Annotated in this window: 15 protein-coding genes and 1 riboswitch; of the genes, 8 read left to right on the forward strand and 7 right to left on the reverse strand. The window is 76.1% G+C overall.

Going from position 1 to position 20077, the window contains the following annotated elements; genetic code table 11:
- Nucleotides 1–266 precede the first annotated feature (266 nt).
- On the forward strand, nucleotides 267–1610 hold the full coding sequence (gene lysA / locus BS72_RS15635) for a diaminopimelate decarboxylase (RefSeq protein ID WP_037916071.1): 1344 nt from the start codon (nucleotides 267–269) through the stop codon (nucleotides 1608–1610).
- A gap of 414 nt (nucleotides 1611–2024) precedes the next feature.
- The gene (locus BS72_RS15640; protein WP_157856251.1) at nucleotides 2025–2582 is read left to right on the forward strand and encodes a hypothetical protein; all 558 of its coding nucleotides are present in this window, start codon (nucleotides 2025–2027) and stop codon (nucleotides 2580–2582) included.
- 129 nt (nucleotides 2583–2711) lie between these two features.
- Here the strand turns inward: BS72_RS15640 and BS72_RS15645 are convergent, their stop codons facing one another.
- Together BS72_RS15645 and BS72_RS15650 are read right to left on the reverse strand one after the other, a co-directional pair.
- A complete protein-coding gene (locus tag BS72_RS15645; protein ID WP_037911192.1) occupies nucleotides 2712–3662 on the reverse strand; it encodes a D-2-hydroxyacid dehydrogenase family protein in 951 nt (316 codons plus the stop codon).
- 209 nt (nucleotides 3663–3871) lie between these two features.
- Nucleotides 3872–4687: a helix-turn-helix domain-containing protein gene (locus BS72_RS15650; RefSeq protein WP_037911194.1), complete on the reverse strand. Its 816-nt coding sequence runs from the start codon at nucleotides 4685–4687 to the stop codon at nucleotides 3872–3874.
- A 101-nt stretch (nucleotides 4688–4788) separates the two neighbouring features.
- Here BS72_RS15650 and BS72_RS15655 point away from each other — a divergent pair, with 101 nt between their 5' ends.
- The gene (locus BS72_RS15655; protein WP_078901827.1) at nucleotides 4789–5697 is read left to right on the forward strand and encodes an SDR family oxidoreductase; all 909 of its coding nucleotides are present in this window, start codon (nucleotides 4789–4791) and stop codon (nucleotides 5695–5697) included.
- Between the two features lie 51 nt (nucleotides 5698–5748).
- Here BS72_RS15655 and cobN read toward each other — a convergent pair whose 3' ends face one another.
- On the reverse strand, nucleotides 5749–9543 hold the full coding sequence (gene cobN / locus BS72_RS15660; protein WP_037916075.1) for a cobaltochelatase subunit CobN: 3795 nt from the start codon (nucleotides 9541–9543) through the stop codon (nucleotides 5749–5751).
- A gap of 54 nt (nucleotides 9544–9597) precedes the next feature.
- Nucleotides 9598–9673: riboswitch (cobalamin riboswitch) on the reverse strand.
- A gap of 302 nt (nucleotides 9674–9975) precedes the next feature.
- Here cobN and BS72_RS15665 point away from each other — a divergent pair.
- The 3 genes from BS72_RS15665 to BS72_RS15675 all read left to right on the forward strand — a co-directional run bounded on the left by BS72_RS15665 (nucleotide 9976) and on the right by BS72_RS15675 (nucleotide 13834).
- Nucleotides 9976–11487, forward strand: a complete 1512-nt coding sequence (locus BS72_RS15665; RefSeq protein WP_232792423.1) for a hypothetical protein — start codon at nucleotides 9976–9978, stop codon at nucleotides 11485–11487.
- On the forward strand, nucleotides 11484–12125 hold the full coding sequence (locus tag BS72_RS15670) for a precorrin-8X methylmutase (RefSeq protein WP_037911197.1): 642 nt from the start codon (nucleotides 11484–11486) through the stop codon (nucleotides 12123–12125). The genes BS72_RS15665 and BS72_RS15670 overlap by 4 nt, the downstream gene beginning before the upstream one ends.
- Nucleotides 12126–12280: 155 nt before the next feature.
- Nucleotides 12281–13834, forward strand: coding sequence for a precorrin-2 C(20)-methyltransferase (locus tag BS72_RS15675; protein WP_063836179.1), 1554 nt, complete (start codon nucleotides 12281–12283; stop codon nucleotides 13832–13834).
- 128 nt (nucleotides 13835–13962) lie between these two features.
- Here BS72_RS15675 and BS72_RS15680 read toward each other — a convergent pair whose 3' ends face one another.
- Together BS72_RS15680 and BS72_RS15685 are read right to left on the reverse strand one after the other, a co-directional pair.
- Complete coding sequence (locus BS72_RS15680) at nucleotides 13963–15042, reverse strand: hypothetical protein (RefSeq protein WP_037911202.1); 1080 nt, start codon at nucleotides 15040–15042, stop codon at nucleotides 13963–13965.
- 116 nt (nucleotides 15043–15158) lie between these two features.
- Entirely contained in the window at nucleotides 15159–15932 is a 774-nt protein-coding gene (locus BS72_RS15685) for a cobalt-precorrin-6A reductase (RefSeq protein ID WP_037916082.1), read from the reverse strand.
- Nucleotides 15933–15958: 26 nt separating this feature from the next.
- Here BS72_RS15685 and BS72_RS15690 point away from each other — a divergent pair, with 26 nt between their 5' ends.
- Together BS72_RS15690 and BS72_RS15695 are read left to right on the forward strand one after the other, a co-directional pair.
- Entirely contained in the window at nucleotides 15959–17179 is a 1221-nt protein-coding gene (locus BS72_RS15690; protein WP_037911204.1) for a cobalt-precorrin-5B (C(1))-methyltransferase, read from the forward strand.
- A gap of 80 nt (nucleotides 17180–17259) precedes the next feature.
- Nucleotides 17260–17673, forward strand: coding sequence for a hypothetical protein (locus BS72_RS15695; RefSeq protein ID WP_037911207.1), 414 nt, complete (start codon nucleotides 17260–17262; stop codon nucleotides 17671–17673).
- A 162-nt stretch (nucleotides 17674–17835) separates the two neighbouring features.
- On the opposite strand, the gene cobM is transcribed toward BS72_RS15695, so the two are convergent.
- Nucleotides 17836–18579 carry a precorrin-4 C(11)-methyltransferase gene (gene cobM / locus BS72_RS15700; protein ID WP_037911209.1) on the reverse strand — a complete coding sequence of 248 codons (744 nt, stop codon included), beginning with the start codon at nucleotides 18577–18579 and terminating at the stop codon, nucleotides 17836–17838.
- Complete coding sequence (cbiE, locus tag BS72_RS15705; RefSeq protein WP_407638979.1) at nucleotides 18576–19925, reverse strand: precorrin-6y C5,15-methyltransferase (decarboxylating) subunit CbiE; 1350 nt, start codon at nucleotides 19923–19925, stop codon at nucleotides 18576–18578. Before cbiE ends, cobM begins: the two co-directional genes overlap by 4 nt.
- Between the last annotated feature and the right edge of the window lie 152 nt (nucleotides 19926–20077).

The following is a 20077-nucleotide window of genomic DNA, read 5'->3' on the forward strand; positions in this document are numbered from 1 at the left end:
AGCCCGCGGGTCCGGCCCTGCGGAGGTCGACCGGTCCGGGCCCGGGTACGGCGCTCGTCGCCGGCACGGGCACCCCGCGCCCCGCCATCGGGGTGCGGCAACCGCAGCGCGTTCAGGACGACCTTCGGGAGGACGTACTCGTGGACGCCCCGCAGGACACCCCCCAGGACATCCCGCTGGACCTTCCCCAGGATCTTCCGCGCGACATTCCGCTGGACCTTCCCCAGGACCTTCCGCGCGACATTCCGCTGGACCTTCCGCGCGACATTCCGCGCGACCTCACCGAGACCGTGACCGTCCCGAGGGCTCTCGGCGCCGACCCGCTGTCGGTGTGGCCCGCCTCCGCCCGGCCCGCGCCCGGCGGGGACGTGGCCGTCGGCGGGGTGTCGCTGGCCGAGGCGGCGGACCGCTTCGGCACCCCCCTCTACGTACTCGACGAGGCCGAGGTGCGGGCCCGCTGCCGCGGCTACCTGGCCGCGTTCCCCGACGCCGACGTCGTCTACGCGGCCAAGGCGTTCCTGTGCCGGGCGGTGGCCCGCTGGGTGCGCGAGGAGGGCCTGGGCCTGGACGTGTGCTCGGCCGGCGAGCTGGAACTGGCCGTGACCAGCGGCTTCCCCGCCGAACGGATCGTCCTGCACGGCAACGCCAAGACCCCGGAGGACCTGCGGGCCGCCGTCCGCCTCGGGGTGGGCCGGATCGTCATCGACAGCCCCGCCGAGATCGCCCGCATCGCCACCCTCGTACGCCCCGGCGACCGGCAGGCGGTGATGCTGCGGGTGGTGCCCGGCGTGGTCGCCGGCGGCCACCAGTCGGTGCGCACCGGCGGCGAGGGCCAGAAGTTCGGGCTCTCCCTCACCGACGGCTCCGCGCAGCACGCCGTGGACCGGGTGCTGGGCCAGCCGGGCCTCGAACTGGTCGGCCTGCACTGCCACATCGGCTCCCAGATCGCGACCGTGAAGCCGTACCTGGCGGCGGTCCGGCGGCTGGTCGGGCTGCTGGCCCGCATCCGCGACCAGCACGGCGTGGCGCTGCCGCAGCTCGACATCGGCGGCGGCCACGCGGTCGCCTACCGCCCGGGCGAACCCGCCCTGGACGTCCCCACGTTGGCCGCCCGGGTGCGCGCCGAACTCGCCGACGGGTGCGCCGGCAACGGCCTCCCGGTACCCCGGCTCACGGTGGAGCCCGGCCGGGCGGTCATCGGGCCCGCCGGGGTGGCGCTCTACCGGGTGCTGTCTATCAAGCACGGCGGCGGCCGCACCATGGTCGCCGTGGACGGCGGCATGGGCGACAACCCGCGCCCCGCCCTCTACGGAGTGCGGTACGCGCCACTGCTGGTGGGCCGGGCCAGCACCGCCCGCCCCGTCCCGGTGGACGTCGTGGGCCGCTACTGCGAGGCCGGCGACATCCTCGCCGAGGACGTCGCCCTGCCCGAGGACCTGCGACCCGGCGACCTGCTGGCCGTACCCGTCGCGGGCGCGTACCACCTCTCGATGGCGGCCGCGTACAACATGGTCGGCCGCCCGCCCGTCGTGGGCGTCGCGGACGGCACCGCACGCCTCCTGGTGCGCCGCGAGTCGCTGGCGGACCTGTCCCTGCGCGACGTCGGCTGACGCACCGCCGGGACCGCCGGACATCGACTGACGCACGGCCGGAACCGGCCGGCATCGGCTGAGACCGTGGCAGCCGACGTCGGCGGACGTCCGCTGCCACCGGGCCGGGGCGCCTGCTCATCGCCCCGGCCCACCCCACGCGGGCCCGTACCCGGCCGTCCAGGCCCGGGTACGGGCCCGCCGCCGTACCGGCTCCTGCCCGCGCCGTACCGCGCGAAGGCGGGCCCCAGAGGGTCGGACGGCGGGCTTCGGAGGGTCGGACGGCGGGTTCCGGAGGGTCGGACGGCGGGTTCCGGAGGGTCCGACGGCGGGCTTCGGCGTCGGTGTCAGGGGGGTGTCAGGAAGGGCTCGGGAGGCGTCAGGGCGGCGTCAAGGGCCCGTTCAGCGAGGCGGCCGGTGCCTAGCGTCGGAGACATGCAGCGCGGCGACTTCCCCACCACGGCGTCCCGTCCCCCGGCCGGAGCGGCGGCCCACCCTGTGCCCGCGCGGGACCGCGAATGGCCGCACAGAATGCGTACCGCCTACGCCTCCTCGGTCAGCGTGCTGGCCCTGGCGCTGGTCTTCGACGGCTGGGACGGCTCCCTCACCTGGTGGCGCGCCCTGCTGTGGACGGCGCTCGCGGCGACGCTCTTCGCGATCCTGCTGCCGCCGCGCACCACCGCCGGCGAGGGCTGGCTGGCCGTACGCGGCCTGCTGCACACCGAGCGGGTGCGCACCGACCGGCTCGTCTCGGCCCGCCTCATGGGCACCGTGGACCGGCGGCTGATCCTGCGGGACGCCTCCGGCGCGCTGGCCTCCGTCGACGTGACGGTGCTGATCGCCAACCCGTTCCTCTGGCACGAGCTGGACAGCGGCGCCCGCCGCGCGCACGCCGCCGGGCTGCTGCCGGACCGGGGGGCGCTGAACGAGCTGGCCAAGGCCGTGGACGCCGACGAGGCCCGCCGACTGCTCTCCTCCGCCGGCCTGTCCTGACGCGTCAGCGTCAGCGTCAGCGGCCACGACCGCGTGCACGATCTCGTCCACGACCTCGTCCGGACGCTGACGCGGCCCGTCCCTGACGCTGCTCGTCCGGAGTGCTGACGCAAACGCCGAGGAGCCGGCTCAGATCACGCGGACGGGGTCGCCCGCCAGGAACGCGGCGATGTCCTCGACCACGTCCCCGAAGAAGATCCGGTAGGTCCGCTCCGTCACGTACCCCATGTGCGGGGTGAGCAGGGTGCGCGGGGCCGTGCGCAGCCAGTGGCCGGCCGGCAGCGGCTCCTGCGGGAAGACGTCGAGCCCCACCCCGGCCGGGCGGTCCGAGGCCAGCGCCCGGCGCAGCGCCTCCTCGTCGAGCAGGCCGAAGCGCGAGGTGTTGACCAGGTACGCGTCCGGGCGCATCACCGACAGCTCCGGGTCGCCGACGACGCCACGGGTGCGCTCCGAGAGCACCAGGTGCAGCGTGACGACCTTGGCCGTGGCGAACAGCTCCTCCTTGCCGACCAGCCGCGCGCCGTGCTCGGCGGCCCGCTCGGCGGTCAGGTTCGGGCTCCACGCCGCCACGTCCATGCCGAACGCCGACCCCACCGCGGCCACCTTCGACCCGAGCCGGCCCAGCCCGGCAATGCCCAGCACCTGCCCGTCCAGGTCCGGGGCCAACGTCTGCTGCCAGCCGCCGGACCGCACCCGCCCGTCCTCGGCCGCCGTGCCCCGGACCAGGCCCAGGATCAGCGCCCACGTCAGCTCGGTGGTGCCCGAGGGGTGCGAACGGGTGCCGCAGACCGTCACGCCGGCCTCGGCGGCGGCTTCGAGGTCCACGGCCGCGTTGACCATCCCGGTGGTGACCAGCAGCCGCAGCGCGGGGAGCCGTTCGAACAGCCGGCGCGGGAAGGCGGTGCGCTCGCGCATCGCCACCACCACCTCGGCCTCCGCCAGGGCGGCGGCCAGCGCGTCCTCGTCGGCGATGTGCTCGGGGAAGAACTCCACCCGCGCGTCGGGCAGCCGTCCCGCCCAGTCCGCGAACTCCCCGGCGACCTGCTGGTAGTCGTCGAGCACGGCGACCCGGATCGGCACGGCGGCCTCCTCGTTGGCGATGGACGAACAGGTGGGCGGCCGGACACGGCAGGTCCCGCCGACACCCGATCCTAGGCGCCCCGGCCGGAGAGGCCGTCGGTGCCCGGGGCGGCGGGTCGGCCCGGCGCCGTCCGGGACGCGGCCAGGCCCCGACGGGCTGGTCCCCACCGCCCGCTCGCAGCTGTCGACTGACACGGCCACAGCCACGGTCAGGAGGGAACGTCGAGTGTGGCAAGGAGCGCGAGGGCGTCGGCCGAGGGCGTGCCGGGCCTGGCGTGCAGGAGCAGCGCTTCCAGGCCGCCGGAGCCGACCACCTGGAACTTCTCGGCGAGCAGTTCCAGGGCACCGACCCGTGGGTGCCGGAGGCGGAAGGTGGCGTCGTGTGCCGAGCGCACGTCGTGCCGTGCCCAGAGCACGCGGAACCTCTCGCTCCTGAGTGACAGCTCGCCGATCAGCGCGTGCAGGCGCTCGTCGTCGGTCTCCGTGCCGATCTGGGCCCGCAGGTGGGCCACGGCGGTGGCGGTGTACCGCTCCCAGTCGGCGTTGTACTCATGTGCCGCCCGGTCGGTGAACAGGACGCGCAGGCGGTTCCTGCCTGGAACCATGTCGGGCGACAGGGCTCGGGCCAGCCGGTTGGCGGCCAGTACGTCGCTGTACTTGTTGAAGACCAGGGCGGGCACGTTGAGGGTCCGCAGCAGCGATTCGAGCCGGGCGGGCACCCGTTCGTCGGGCTCTGCGGGGCCGCGGCGCGGCTTCGGGCGGGCGAGGGACGTCAGGTAGGCCGTGCTCTCCGCGTCCAGTCGGAGGACGCGGGCGAGCGCGTCGATCACCTGGGCCGAGGGGTTGCGGTCACGTCCCTGTTCGAGGCGGAGGTAGTACTCGACGCTGATCCCGGCCAGCATGGCCACCTCCTCGCGGCGCAGTCCGGGCACCCGGCGCAGTCCGTGGCCAGGTGCCAGGCCGACCTCGGCGGGGGTGACCAGTTCCCGCCGCGCGCGCAGGAAGTCTCCGAGGGCCTTGTCCACACGTCCAGCCTATGAGGGGGCAGCACCCGGTGGGTGCCCCTGCCACTACCAGGAACACCGGGAGCTGGCAGGGCCGGTTCGCAGCCGTGAACGTGGGCGGCATGGCAACAGACACATGGTTCATCACCGGCGTCAACAGCGGGTTCGGTCGCGAGCTGGCCGAGCAACTCCTCTCGCGCGGCTGCCGGGTCGCCGGCACGGTGCGGCGGGAGGGCTCGGTCGACGACCTGCGGGCCACGTACGGTGACCGCTTCCGGGTCGCTCACCTCGACGTCACCGACCTCTCGAGGGTCCGCGAGGTCGTCGACGCCGCCTTCCGCGACCTCGGTCGCATCGACGTCGTCGCGATCAACGCCGGCTACGGCCTGTTCGGCGCCGCCGAGGAGCTCAGCGACGAGCAGATGCTCCACCAGATCAGCACCAACCTGCTCGGGTCGATGCAGACGGCGCGGGCGGCGCTGCCGCACCTGCGCGCTCAGGGCGGCGGCCGGCTGATCCAGATCTCCTCGGTCGCCGGGCTCGCAGCCCATGCCGGGGCCTCGCTCTACCACGCGAGCAAGTGGGGCTGCGAAGGCTTCATGGAAGCCCTGGCCCAGGAAGTCGCCCCGTTCGGGATCGGAGTCACGCTCGTCGAGCCGGGCGGCGCGCGTACCGCGTTCGCCCGCGGCAGCCTGCGGCTGGGCGAGCCGCTGCCCGCCTACGACGGGACGCCGGCGGCATTCGTGCGCCGGTTCAAGGACGCCCCGCCGCCGCTCCTCGGCGATCCGGCGAAGATCGCCGCCCGCATCATCGACAGCGCGGCACAGCGGCCCGCCCCGATGAGGGTCGTCCTGGGCAGCGACTCCCACCAGGGGGTCACCGCCGCTCTGCGCAACCGCCTCGCCCAGGTCGAACCCCAGCAGGCCACCGCCGCCGAGACCGACACCGGCACCGGCACCGGCACCGACACCGGAACCAGCACCGGAACCAGCACCGGCACCGGCACCGGCACCGGCACCGACGAGACCTGAGCCGGCGCCCGGCCTACCCGGTGGCCCGGTGGCCCGGCACCCGGCCGCCGGTCACTCCTCGCCCTCCAGCTCCCCCTCCGTCTCCAGGTAGAGGCGGCGCAGCTCGGCCAGGGCCGCCGGGTCGGGCTCGGCCCACAGGCCGCGCGACTCGGCCTCCAGCAGCCGCTCGGCGATGCCGTGCAGCGCCCACGGGTTGGCCTCGCGCAGGAAGTCCCGGTTGACCGGGTCCATCAGGTACGTCTCGGTGATCTTGTCGTACATCCAGTCGGCGATGACGTTGGTGGTGGCGTCGTACCCGAACAGGTAGTCCACGGTGGCGGCCAGCTCGAAGGCGCCCTTGTAGCCGTGGCGGCGCATCGCCTCGATCCAGCGGGGGTTGACCACCCGGGCCCGGAAGACCCGCGAGGTCTCCTCCAGCAGGGTGCGGGTGCGGACCGTCTCCGGCCGGGTGGAGTCGCCGATGTAGGCGGCCGGGGAGCTGCCGGTGAGCGCCCGCACCGCCGCCACCATGCCGCCGTGGTACTGGAAGTAGTCGTCGGAGTCGGCGATGTCGTGCTCGCGGGTGTCGGTGTTCTTCGCCGCCACCGCGATCCGCCGGTACGCCGTCTCCATCTCCGGCCGGGCCGGCCGCCCGTCCAGCCCGCGCCCGTAGGCGTAGCCGCCCCACACCGTGTAGACCTCCGCGAGGTCGGCGTCGGTACGCCAGTCGCGGGAGTCGATCAGCTGGAGCAGCCCGGCCCCGTACGTGCCCGGCCGGGAGCCGAAGATGCGGGTGGTGGCGCGCCGTTCGTCGCCGTGCTCGGCCAGGTCGGCCCGGGTGTGGGCGCGTACGTGGTTGGCCTCGTCGGGCTCGTCCAGCGACGCGGCCAGCCGTACCGCGTCGTCCAGCAGCGCCACCGCGTGCGGGAAGGCGTCGCGGAAGAAGCCGGAGATGCGCAGCGTCACGTCGACGCGGGGGCGACCCAGCTCGTCGGCCGGGATCGGCTCCAGGCCGGTGACGCGGCGCGAGGCGTCGTCCCAGACCGGGCGGATACCGAGCAGCGCCAGCGCCTCCGCGATGTCGTCGCCGGCGGTGCGCATCGCCGAGGTGCCCCACAGCGACAGGCCCACCGAGGCCGGCCAGGTGCCGTTGTCGTCGCGGTAGCGGGCCAGCAGCGAGTCGGCCAGCGCCTGCCCGGTCTCCCAGGCCAGCCGCGAGGGCACCGCCTTGGGGTCGACGGAGTAGAAGTTGCGGCCGGTGGGCAGCACGTTGACCAGCCCGCGCAGCGGCGACCCGGACGGCCCGGCCGGGACGAACCCGCCGGACAGCGCGTGCGCCACCCGGTCCAGCTCGTCGGTGGTGGCCGCCAGCCGGGGCACCACCTCGCGCGCGGCGAACTCCAGCACGGCGGCGACCTTCCGGTCCACGCCGTTCGCGCCGTTCACGCCGTTCACGCCGTCGGCGCCGTCCGTGCCGTTCACGCCGTCCGGTTCCGCGAGGGGTTCGCCGAGGACGCGCGTGACGGTGTCCGGCACCGCCGCCGGGTCCCAGTCGGCCGCCTCCATCGCCTCCACCAGGGCTCGGGCCAGGGCCTCGGCCTCGTCGGCGGCGGTCCGGCCGGCGGCCGACTCGTCCAGGCCGAGCGCCTCCCGCAGGCCGGGCAGCGCGTTGGTGCCGCCCCAGATCTGCCGGGCGCGCAGGATCGCCAGCACCAGGTTGACCCGGTCCCCAGCGGCCGGGGCCTTGCCCAGCACGTGCAGGCCGTCGCGGATCTGGGCGTCCTTGATCTCGCACAGCCAACCGTCGACGTGCAGCAGGAAGTCGTCGAAGCCCGCGTCGTCGGGGCGGTCGTCCAGGCCGAGGTCGTGGTCGAGCCGCGCGGCCTGGATCAGCGTCCAGATCTGCGCCCGCACGGCCGGCAGCTTCGCCGGGTCCATCGACGCGATCTGCGCGTGCTCGTCCATCAGCTGTTCCAGCCGGGCGATGTCGCCGTACGAGTCGGCGCGGGCCATCGGCGGCACCAGGTGGTCCACGAGGGTGGCGTGCGCCCGGCGCTTGGCCTGGGTGCCCTCGCCCGGGTCGTTGACGAGGAACGGGTAGACCAGCGGCAGCCCGCCCAGCGCCGCGTCGGGCCCGCAGGAGGCCGACAGGCCCGCGTTCTTGCCCGGCAGCCACTCCAGGTTGCCGTGCTTGCCCAGGTGCACCATCGCGTCGGCGCCGAAACCGCCCTCCGCGACCGGCGCCGCGATCCAGCGGTAGGCGGCCAGGTAGTGGTGGGACGGCGGCAGGTCCGGGTCGTGGTAGATCGCGATCGGGTTCTCGCCGAAGCCGCGCGGCGGCTGGATCAGCACCAGCAGGTTCCCGTACCGCAGTGCCGCGAGCACGATGTCGCCGTCCGGGTCACGGCTGCGGTCCACGAACATCTCACCCGGCGGCGGTCCCCAGTGCCGCTCCACCGCCTCCCGCAGCTCCGCCGGGAGGGTGGCGTACCAGCGGCGGTAGTCGGCGGCCGGCACCCGCACGGGGTTGCGGGCCAGCTGCTCCTCGGTCAACCAGTCCTGGTCGTGGCCGCCGGCGTCGATGAGGGCGCGGATCAGCGCGTCGCCGTCGTGTCCGTCGGGGCCGTGGTGTCCGTCGGGGCCGTCGGGGCCGCCGCTCGCGGCCTCGTTCCCGCCGTCGTTCCCGCCGTCGTCGTTCCCGCCGTCGAGGCCGGGCACCGGCTCGGAGCCGAAGTCGTAGCCGTCCGCCCGCAGTCGGCGCAGCAGCGCCACCGCGCTCGCGGGGGTGTCCAGGCCGACCGCGTTGCCGATCCGCGAGTGCTTCGTCGGGTACGCCGACAGCACCAGGGCCAACCGCTTCTCCGCGTTCGGCACCTGCCGCAGCCGGGCGTGCGCCACGGCGGTGCCGGCCACCCGCGCGGCCCGCTCGGGGTCGGGGACGTAGGCGGGCAGGCCGTCCTCGTCGACCTCCTTGAACGAGAACGGGACAGTGATCAGCCGCCCGTCGAACTCCGGCACCGCGATCTGGCTGGCCGCGTCCAGCGGGGACACGCCCTCGTCGCTGGCCAGCCAGTCCGCCCGCGAGGAGGTCAGGCACAGCGCCTGGAGCACCGGAACGTCCAGGCCGGTGAGGGCGCCCGCGTCCCACGCCTCGTCGTCGCCGCCCGCGCCCGCGTCCGCCGGACGGGTGCCGCCCGCCGCGAGAACGGTCGTCACGATCGCGCCGGCGGCACCGAGTTCGGCCACCAGCTCCGGCTCCGGGGCGCGCAGCGAGGCCACGAAGTACGGCATCGCCCGGCCGCCGGCCTCCTCGACGGCCGTGCAGAGTGCCTCCACGAACGCGGTGTTGCCGCTCATGTGGTGGGCCCGGTAGTACAGCACGGCGACGGCCGGGGCGTCCGGCGCGGCGGTGGCGTGCGAGCGCTCCAGCGGTCCCCAGGACGGCGCAGGGGCCGGCGGCTCGAAGCCGTGGCCGGTCAGCAGCACCGTGTCGGACAGGAAGCGGGCGAGCTGTTCGAGGTTGGCCGGGCCGCCGTGCGCGAGGTAGGCGTGCGCCTCGGCGGCGATCCCGACCGGCACCGTGGAGGCGGCCATCAGCTGGGCGTCCGGGGCCTGTTCACCGGAGAGCACGACGACGGGGCGGCCGTCGGCGCGCAGCACGTCGAGGCCGTCCTGCCAGGCCCGCACCCCGCCGAGCAGCCGCACCACGACCAGTCCGGCGCCCTCCAGCAGCGCGGGCAGCTCCTGCGCGGACAGCCGCGAGGGGTTGGCGAAGCGGAAGCCGACCGGGCCGGCGGCGGCGCGGGCGCTGAGCAGGTCGGTGTCGGAGGTGGAGAGCAGCAGGATCGGCTCGTCGGCGTAGGGCATGCTGCGGCTGGCCTTCCTCGGGGTGTCCGCGCCCCGGGCGGTGTCGGACGGCGGGAGTTCCTGGCTCACCCGGCTTTTCAGGCCGGGCTCACAGTGGCGGGACCGCGCCGGATTCGCACCGGGCTTCCTCCCCTGTCGCCGTCTGCGGCGGTCGCGGGCCGGTCGGCCCGCGCTGCGAGCATCTTAGGCGGCAGGGGGCCGCCTTGGGCCATCGGTTCGCGCCAGGAACGAACTGCCGGCCTTGAGGGCGACGACGGAGGCGGCGGGGAGGCGGCGGGGAGGCGAAGGGAGGGCGGCGCGGAGGATGGCGGGAGGCCGACGGGGAGGATGGCGGGAGGGCGACGGGAGGCCGACGGGGAGGGTGTTCCGCGTCCGCAAGGGCCGTCGCAGGCAGATCATCCGATTTGTGGTCCGGTCGGTATGCTCGCCGCCATGCCCTCCGCCCCCGGCCAGCCGTTCCGCTCCGGCCCCGTCCCCGCGCGGGACCGCGCGGACGCCTGCCCCGGCGCCCTGCGGCTGCACAGCGCGGACGACGGCGCCCTGGCCCGGATACGCGTCCCCGGCGGCGTCCTGACCTCGGCCCAGGCCGCGGCACTCGGCGAGGCCGCGTCCCGGCTCGGCGACGGCGACCTCCACCTCACCTCGCGCGGCAACGTCCAGCTGCGCGGCCTCGGCGCCACCTGCGGCGGCGCGTTGGAGGAGCTGCTCACCGCGGCGGGGCTGCTGCCGTCACCCGCTCACGAACGGGTGCGCAACGTCGTCGCCTCGCCGCTGTCCGGCCTGGACGGCCTCGGCCACGCCGACATCCGCCCGTGGCTGCGCGCGCTGGACGCCCTGCTGTGCGGCAGCGGCCCGGCCCGCGCGCTCTCCGGACGGTTCCTGTTCGCGCTGGACGACGGCCGCGGCGACGTCGCCGCGCTGGCCCCCGACGTCACGCTGCGGGCCGCCCCCGACAGCTCCGCGCTGCTGCGGCTCGGCCGCGCCGCGCCGCTCGGGCTGCCCGCCGCCGAGGCGCCGCGGGCCGCACTGCTGGCGGCTGAGGCCTTCACCGACGCGGCCCGCACGGAGCCCACCGGCGAGCCCGGGGTGTGGCGCGTCACCGAACTACCCGACGGTGGTGCTGCCCTGACGGAGCGTCTGGCGCGCCTACTCGCCGCCTCGGGCGTCCCCGTCACCTGGCCCGCCCCCACCCCTGGCCCTGGCCCCTGGCCGGCTGGGCCGGCGCCCCGGCCCGGCCTCGTCCGGGACCCGGCCGCGCCCGGCTCCGCCGCCCTCAGCGTGCTCGCCCCGCTCGGCCGACTGACCCCGGACCAGTGGCGGGCCCTGGCCGACGCCGCCTCCCGCACCCCGGCCGGCGAGCTGCGGCTGACCCCGTGGCGCGGCGCCGTGGTCCCGGCGGTGCCCGCCGACCGGGCCCCGGCCGAGCTGGCCGTCCTCGCGGCGGCCGGGCTGGTGACCGACGAGAGCTCCCCCTGGGCCGGCGTCGGAGCGTGCACCGGCCGGCCCGGCTGCGCGAAGGCGCTGGCCGACGTGCGGGCGGACGCCGCCACGACGGTCGCCGACCACGCCGGTACGGACCGGACCGCCACAGACCGGACCGCCGCCGACCGGACCGCCACAGACCGGGCCGCCACAGACCGGGCCGCCACAGACCGGGCCGCCACAGACCGGGCCGCGGGCCAAACGGCCTCCGGCGGGCGGTTGTTGCCGGTGTACTGGTCCGGCTGCGAACGCGCCTGCGGGCGGCCGCGCGGCGACCGCGTCGACGTCGTCGCCACGGCCGAGGGCTACCGCGTGGACCTGGTCCGGGGCGGCGTACCCGTGACCCGGGGTACCGCCGTCCCGTCAGCCCCCACCGACCCTTCAGCCTCCACCGACCCTTCAGCCCCCTCCGACCTCGCCGCCACCGTGGCGGCGGCGCGCCGCGGCGCGGTGAGCAGATGAGCGAGACCACTGTGTTCGACTACGAGAAGGACGGCGCGGCCATCTACCGCCAGTCCTTTGCCACCATCCGGGCCGAGGCCGACCTCGGACGGCTGCCGGAGGACGTCAGCCGGGTCGCGGTGCGCATGATCCACGCCTGCGGCATGGTCGACCTCACCGCCGACCTCGGTTGGACCCCCGGCGTGGTGGCCGCCGCCCGCGCCGCGCTGCGCGACGGGGCGCCGATCCTGTGCGACGCCCAGATGGTCGCCAGCGGCGTCACCCGGCGCCGGCTGCCCGCCGCGAACGAGGTGGTGTGCACCCTCGGCGACCCGTCCGTACCCGAGCTGGCCGCGAAGCTCGGCACCACCCGCAGCGCCGCCGCGCTGGACCTGTGGGGCGACCGGCTGGCCGGCGCGGTCGTGGCCGTCGGCAACGCGCCCACCGCGCTGTTCCGGCTGCTGGAGCTGGTCGAGGCGGGCGCTCCCCGCCCGGCGGCGGTCATCGGCGTGCCCGTCGGGTTCGTCGGCGCCGCCGAGTCCAAGGACGCGCTCGCCGCCCACCCGGCGGGCCTTGAGCACCTGGTCGTCCGCGGCCGGCGCGGCGGCAGCGCGATGGCCGCGGCCGCCCTGAACGCGATCGCGAGCGAGGAAGAATGAGCACCGCCCGTCCCACCGACACCGCCGACCCGGACCCGTCCGACACCGGAAGCACCGGAAGCACCGGAAGCACCGGAAGCACCGGAAGCACCGAACGCACCGAACGCACCGGACGGCTCTACGGGGTCGGACTCGGCCCCGGCGACCCCTCGTTGATGACCCTGCGCGCCGTGGAGGCCATCGCCGAGGCCGACGTCGTGGCGTACCACAGCGCCCGGCACGGACGGTCGATCGCCCGCTCCATCGCGGCCCGCCACATCCGGCCGGACCACGTCGAGGAGGCGCTGGTCTACCCGGTCACCACCGAGACCACCGACCACCCCGGCGGCTACCAGGGCGCGATGGACGAGTTCTACGAGCAGGCCGCCGCGCGGCTGGCCGCGCACCTGGACGCCGGGCGGACGGTCGCCGTGCTCGCCGAGGGCGACCCGCTCTTCTACGGCTCCTACATGCACATGCACAAGCGGCTGGCGGACCGCTACCCGACGGAGGTCGTGCCCGGCGTGACCGCGATGGCCGCGGCGGCGGCCCGGCTCGGCACCCCGCTGGCCGAGGGCGACGAGGTGCTGACCGTCCTGCCCGGCACGCTCCCGGAGGAGGAGCTGGCCGCGCGGCTGGCCGCCACCGACGCCGCCGTGGTGATGAAGCTCGGCCGCACCTTCCCCACCGTACGGCGGGCCCTGGAGCGCGCCGGCCGGCTCGACGAGGCCCACTACGTGGAACGGGCCACGATGCCGGGCGAGCGCACCGCCGACCTCGCGTCGGTCGACCCCGGCAGCGTCCCGTACTTCGCGGTGGCCCTGCTGCCCAGCCGGGCCGGGGCCCTGCTGCCCGGCCAGGATCGCGCGGGCCGCACGAACCCCGCTGACCCGATGGACGCTGCCGCTCCGGCGGACGGGTCCGCCGCGCCGGGCGAGGTGGTGGTGGTCGGCACCGGGCCGGCCGGGCCGCTGTGGCTGACGCCGGAGTCGCGGGGCGCGCTGGCCGCCGCCGACGACCTCGTCGGGTACGCCACCTACCTGGACCGGGTGCCGGTACGGCCGGGCCAGCGCCGGCACCGCACCGACAACCGGGTGGAGGCCGAACGTGCCGAGTTCGCCCTCGACCTGGCACGGCGCGGCCGCCGGGTCGCGGTCGTCTCCGGCGGCGACCCGGGCGTGTTCGCGATGGCCACGGCGGTGCTGGAGGCGTCCGCGCAGCCGGAGTACGACGACGTACCGGTGCGGGTGCTGCCCGGGGTGACCGCGGCGAACGCCGCCGCGGCCCGCGCGGGCGCCCCCCTCGGCCACGACTACGCGACGATCTCCCTCTCCGACCGGCTCAAGCCGTGGGAGGTCATCGCCGAACGGCTGCGGGCGGCGGCCACCGCTGACCTGGTGCTGGCCCTGTACAACCCGGGCTCACGCAGCCGCACCTGGCAGGTGGCCAGGGCGCGCGAGCTGCTGCTGGAGCTGCGCGCCCCCGAGACGCCGGTCGTCGTGGCCCGCGACATCGGCGGCCCGGACGAGCGGGTCCGCGTCGTGCCCCTCGTCGACCTCGACCCCGCCGAGGTCGACATGCGCACGCTCCTGATCGTCGGCTCCACCCAGACCCGTACGATCCCCCGCCCCGGCACCCACCCCCTCGCCTTCACCCCCCGCACCTACCCGGCGCCCACCGGCGAAAGCCCGCCAAGGGACGGAGCCGCCACCGCCCCGGACCCCGCCTGAGGCCCGGGCCCACGGCTTCGCGGACGGTCCCCCAGCTCACTCCGGCGGGCGGGGGACCGGCAGCGTAGAGCCGCCGGCTCAAGAGGGCCTGCGGCTCAGGAGGGTCCGCACCTCGGAGGGCCGGCGGCTCAGGAGGGCTGGCGAGTCCCTTCGGCGGGTGCCGTGCGGGCGAACCAGGTGCGCGTCTCGTCAGCCGTCAGGACGCGGGTCAGCTCGGCGGTGCCCGGGAGGTGCGGGAAGAACCGGTCCGCGTTCCAACTGCGCTGGTACGCCGGTTCGTCGAGCACGAGGAGGCGGCGTCTCTCCACCACGGGGATGTCGTCGGGCAGCCCTTCGTTCCACAGGGGCGTGCCGTCCGGGGCGAGGAGTTCGAAGGCGCCGGTCGCGACGGTCTGGGTGCGCCCCCGGGCGGGCTCAGGGTCCGTGGCCAGGCGGACGCTCTCCGCCGACGGCGCCGTGCCGGGCAGGTGGCCGCCGCCGACGAGGACGTGGGCGAGCAGCGTGTGCAACTGGAAGTTGTCCCCGATGCCGCCGATGCGCACCTCGAACCCCGTTCCGCTGGGCCGGTGCAGTACGACCAGGGGCTCGTCGTCCAGCACCGCCAGCGCGTAGGCCAGGCACTTCAGGTCGTGCCGCCCCAGGGCCTCCACCTCCTGGCAGGCGGGAAGGAGCCCGGACGCGTGCCGACGGCGCACCTCGGCGCTGCGGCACAGCACGGCCAGCGCGGGCGGCTGCCACTCCTCGACCGAGCACCAGGCCAGTGCCAGCCGCGTGGCCTCGCGTTCGTCGCCGCCGAGGCGCGCCAGCAGCGCGTCGTCGATGATCTTCACGTCCGGCTCCGGCAGTTCGTCCTCGGCCCCGCCGGCGGCGGTCCAGCGGCGGGCGAGCTCCAGGGCGTCGACGAGGTCCCGGTGAACGCCGCCGAGGACCGGCTCGGCGCAGGCCACCGGATCGGCCCCGTGCTCGACGCAGAATCCGGCCGCCATCGCCAGCATCGGGCGCGGCCCGGTGGGCGGGAAGGCGGGGATCAGTGCCGCCAACCGGGGCCCTGCCTGGACGCGTTCGCCATCCGACGCCGACTGCACGACGTTCATCACGGCGGTGAAGGCGCGCCCGGTGCGGTCGCCGTCGCGGGCGGCGACCCCCTCCTCCAGTTCGGAGACGGCGGCGGCGAGCGCCGAGCCCTCCTGCTTCCTCTTGAAGATCATCGGCACACCTTAGGGCCGAGGTCCGTCAGCCGTCACCGGGCATCGAACCCGGTGTGCCCGGTGTACCCGGTGTACCCGGGCGCGTAGTGCGCCCAGTCCGCCCGGTGCCCTGTCGTTCAGGCGTCGGTCGGAGGGCGTGGGTCGTGGAGCCGCTTCCGTACCCACTCCAGCGCCCCCGGCGCGTCCACCACCGAGGGGACACCCGGTGACGGCACGGGCCGCCGTACGACGACCACGCGTACCCCCAGGGAGCGCGCCGCCGCCAGCTTCGGGGCCGTCGCACCGCCGCCGCTGTCCTTCGTGACCAGCACGTCGATCCGGTGCGCCCGCAGCAGCTCCCGCTCGCCGTCGAGTGTGAACGGCCCCCGGTCCAGCAGCACCTCCAGCCGCGCCGGTACGGGCAGGCCGGGCGCCGGCGGGTCCACCGAGCGCAGCAGGAACCACAGCGGGTCGAGCCCGGCGAACGCCTCCACGCCGGTGCGCCCGGTCGTCAGGAACACCCGCGTGCCCAGGCCCGGCAGCACCCGGGCCGCGTCCGCCAGCGAGTCCACCCGGTGCCAGTCGTCCCCGGGCTCCTGGACCCACCCGGGGCGGCGCACCGCGAGCAGGGGAACATGGGCCTGCGCGGCAGCCTCCGCCGCGTTGCGGCTGATGGTCCCGGCGAAGGGGTGGGTGGCGTCGATGAGCAGGTGCACGGCGTTCTCGCGCAGCCACGCCGCCAGCCCCGCGCTGCCGCCGAAGCCGCCCACCCGCACCTCACCGGACGGCAGCCGGGGCGCGGCCACCCGCCCGGCGAGCGAGCTGGTCACCTTGAGCGAGGGCAGCCGCTCGGCCAGCAGCCCCGCGAGTTCGCGCCCCTCGGCCGTACCGCCGAGGATGAGCACGTGCACGGAAGCCATGGAAGCGCGGTCCCTTCATGAGTGACAACGGAGGCGGAACCGGCCGCCCCGCGGCCGAGGGCGGCCGCAGCGCCCAACTCAAGCACACCGGTCTGCGCTCGGGCTGGACCACCGGGGCCTGCGCGACCGCCGCCGCCACGGCCGCCTACACCGCCCTGCTGACCGGCGAGTTCCCCGATCCCGTGACGATCACCCTGCCGCGCGGCCACACCCCGGCGTTCGCGCTGGCCGTGGAGAGGCTGACCGTCAGGGAGACGGCGAACGCGGAACCTGCGGACGGCGCCCCGGCCATCGACGGGCCCGGCGGCCCGTACGCGATGGCGGGCGTGGTCAAGGACGCCGGGGACGACCCGGACGTCACCCACGGCGCCCTGGTGCGGGCCACCGTCAGGGGCCTGCCAGCGGGCTCGGGCGTCGTCTTCCGGGCCGGACCGGGCGTCGGCACCGTGACCCTGCCGGGCCTCCCGCTGCCGGTCGGGGAGCCCGCGATCAACCCGGTACCCCGGCAGCTGATCCGCGATCACCTCGCCGAGGTGGCCGGCCGCCACGGCGGGAGCGGCGACGTCGAGGTTACCGTCTCCGTGGACGACGGCGAGGAGATCGCACGTTCCACGTGGAACCCCCGGCTGGGCATCCTCGGCGGGCTGTCCATCCTCGGCACCACCGGCATCGTCGTGCCCTACTCGTGCTCGGCGTGGATCGACTCCATCCGGCGGGGCGTGGACGTGGCCCGCGCCGCCGGCCGCACCCACGTGGCGGGCTGCACCGGCTCCACCTCCGAGCGGACCGTGATCGCGGAGTACGGGCTGCCCATGGACGCCCTGCTCGACATGGGCGACTTCGCCGGGGCCGTGCTGAAGTACCTGCGCCGCCATCCCGTGGACCGGCTCACCATCTGCGGCGGCTTCGCCAAGCTCTCCAAGCTCGCCGCCGGCCACCTCGACCTGCACTCGGCCCGCTCCCAGGTCGACCCGGCCCACCTCGCCCGGCTGACCCGCGAGGCCGGAGGCGGCAGCGAGCTGGTGGCAGCGGTCACGGAGGCCAACACCGCGCTGGCCGCGCTCCAGCTCTCCGCCGCGGCCGGCGTGCCGCTCGGCAACCGGGTGGCCGAGGCCGCCCGCGACCAGGCCCTCGGCGTCCTGCGCGGCGCCCCCGTGACCGTGGACGTGATCTGCGTCGACCGGGCCGGGAACGTCGTCGGCCGCAGCAGACCGGAAGCCTCCATTCCTGCTCCGTGAGCCACCGACTCCCCCTACGATCGGGCGTGTTGGACCCACCGGTGCGCAGGGGGCGCGCCGGACGACGAGGGGGGACCACCATGTCCGCGATCTCCAGGCGCGCCGTGCTCGGCTACACGGGGACGGCTGCGGCCGGAACGATCCTCGCGGGGGCCGGCCAGGCACACGCCGCCGAACCCGCGCAGCAGCCGACGGCCACCCCGCAGGCCCAGACGCAGGCCCAGCCGGAGGCCCGGGCTCAGCAGGCCGACGCCTCGACCCCGGACTTCCCGCAGGGCACCCAGTTCTCCGGCGGGACGTACACGACCTTCCCCGGAGCCGACGACGGCACGTCGATGACCATCACCTTCTCCGTCCAGTGGGACATGGTGGCCCCTGGCACCCACGCGGTCACGCCCGCGGAGATCGCGCAGGCGCTGTCGCAGCTCGTGCAGTCCAAGGGCTGGCCGGCCATCACCTTCTACGGCGCGCCGGCCCCCGTCGCGGTGAACTGACGCCGCCTCCAGCACGGCCTGGCCCGGCTTCCAGCACCACCGGCACGGCTTTCAGCACCGCCGGCACGGCTTCCAGCACGACCCTCGGGCCGGAACGGCAGGGCGGGCGCCGCCCACCGCTCCGGCCCGCTTCTGCCTTCGCTCCCGGCCCTGGCGCGGGTGTCAGTCGCGGCAGCGGGCCGACGAGTACAGGTGGCTGTCCGGGAAGGACTCGGCGGCCAGCGTGCGGCCGACGATGATCACCGCCGTGCGCCGCACCCCCGCGGCGTGCACCTGGCCGGCGATGTCGGCGAGGGTGCCGCGCAGCACCACCTCCTCGGGGCGGCTGGCGTAGGCGACGACCGCGGCCGGGCACTGCGGCCCGTAGTGCGGCAGCAACTCCTCCACCACGCGGTCCACGTAGCCGGCCGCGAGGTGGAGCACCAGCAGCGCGCCGCTGCGGGCGAGCGAGGGCAGCTCCTCACCGGGCGGCATCGGCGTCGCCCGCTGCGCTATCCGGGTGAGGACGACGGTCTGGCCGACGGCCGGCACGGTCAGCTCCCGCCGCAGCGCCGCCGCCGCGGCGGCGAAGGCCGGCACCCCCGGCACCACCTCGTACGGCACCCCGGCAGCGTCCAGGCGCCGCATCTGCTCGGCCACCGCGCTGAAGACCGACGGGTCGCCGGAGTGCAGCCGCGCCACGTCGTGGCCGTCCCGGTGGGCGCCGACCAGGGCGGCGGTGATCTGGTCGAGGTCCATCCGCGCGGTGTCGACGAGTTCGGCGTCCGGCGGGCACTCGGCCAGCAGCTCGCGCGGCACCAGGCTGCCCGCGTACAGGCACACCCGGCACGCCGCCAGCAGCCGGGCACCGCGCACGGTGATCAGGTCGGGGGCGCCGGGCCCGGCTCCGATGAAGTACACGGTCATACGCCGTCAGCCTCCTGCGTCGCGCGCGGATCGTGGTGGGGGTCGGGCCGAGGTGCGGTTCCGGAGGCTTCGGGCCCGCCGGGACCGCTCGGACCACCGGGCTCGTCGGGCTCTTCGGGCTCGTCGGGCTTGGTGACCGACCACTGGGTGACCGGCATGGCCTGCCGCCAGCCGGTGAAGCCGCCCACCGGCACCGCGTGCGCGACCGCGAGCCGCACCAGCTCCCCGCCGAGCCGCCGGTACCAGGCGCCCAGCAGCGCCTCGGACTCCAGGGTGACGGTGTTGGCGACCAGCCGGCCGCCAGGCGGCAGCGCGCCCCAGCAGGCGTCGAGCAGGCCGGGAACGGTCAGGCCGCCGCCGACGAACACCGCGTCGGGCACCGGAAGCCCGTCCAGCGCCTCGGGGGCCCGCCCGGTCACCACGCGCAGCCCGGGGACGCCGAGCCGCCGGGCGTTCTCCCCGATCCGGGCCGCCCGGACCGGGTCGCGCTCGACACTGACCGCCCGGCAGGACGGGTGGGCACGCATCCACTCCACGGCCACCGAGCCGGAGCCGCCGCCGACGTCCCACAGCAGCTCGCCGGGGGCGGGCGCGAGGACGGCCAGCGTGGCGGCCCGCACATGGCGCTTGGTCAGCTGGCCGTCGTGGTCGTAGGCGTCGTCGGGCAGGCCCGGCACCGCGCCCAGCCGCAGGGCGTCCCCGGCGCGGCGGCACTCCACGGCGACGACGGCGAGCGGATCTCCCGGCGGCTGGTCCCAGCCGTCGGCGGTGCCCTCGGCGCTCGTCCGCTCGGCCGGGCCGCCGAGCTGCTCCAGCACCCGCAGCCGGCTCGGGCCGAAGCCGCGGTCGCGCAGCAGCGCGGCCACCTCGGCGGGCCCGGCGGCGTCCGGGACGAGGACCAGAAGCCGGCGGCCGTCGTGCAGGGCGGCGGCCAGCCGGTCGGCGGGCCGGCCCACCAGCGACACGGTCCCGGTCTCCTCCGCCGGCCAGCCGAGCCGGGCGCAGGCGTAGGCGAGCGACGAGGGGTGCGGCAGCACGCGCAGCGCCCCGGGGCCCAACTCCTCGGCCAGCGCCCGGCCGATCCCGTAGCAGAACGGGTCCCCGCTGGCGAGCACGGCGACGCGGCGCCCGGCGTGCGCGGCCAGCAGCCCCGGCAGCGCGGAGCGCAGCGGCGACGGCCACGCCACCCGCTCCCCCGGGCACTCCGGCGGCAGGTAGCCGAGCTGTCGGCGCGCCCCGAGGAGCGTCTCGGCGGCGCGCAGCGCGGCCCGCGCCGGACCGGAGAGCCCCTCCCACCCGTCGGCGCCGATACCGACGACGGTCACGGGGGCGGGCCCGGCGGTCACGTGCGCTCCATCGTCATCTTGTCGTCTCGTCACATCGACCGGCTCGTACAGCTCGTACCGGACGGCGCCAACCGGCGGACCGGGCCGTGCCGTCCAGGAGACGCACCGGACGAGTGACCCGGTCAGCGTCCCGGTCACCATTCCGGTCAGCG

It is taken from the genome of Actinacidiphila yeochonensis CN732, from assembly GCF_000745345.1.
In the GTDB taxonomy this organism is placed as follows: Bacteria; Actinomycetota; Actinomycetes; order Streptomycetales; family Streptomycetaceae; genus Actinacidiphila; species Actinacidiphila yeochonensis.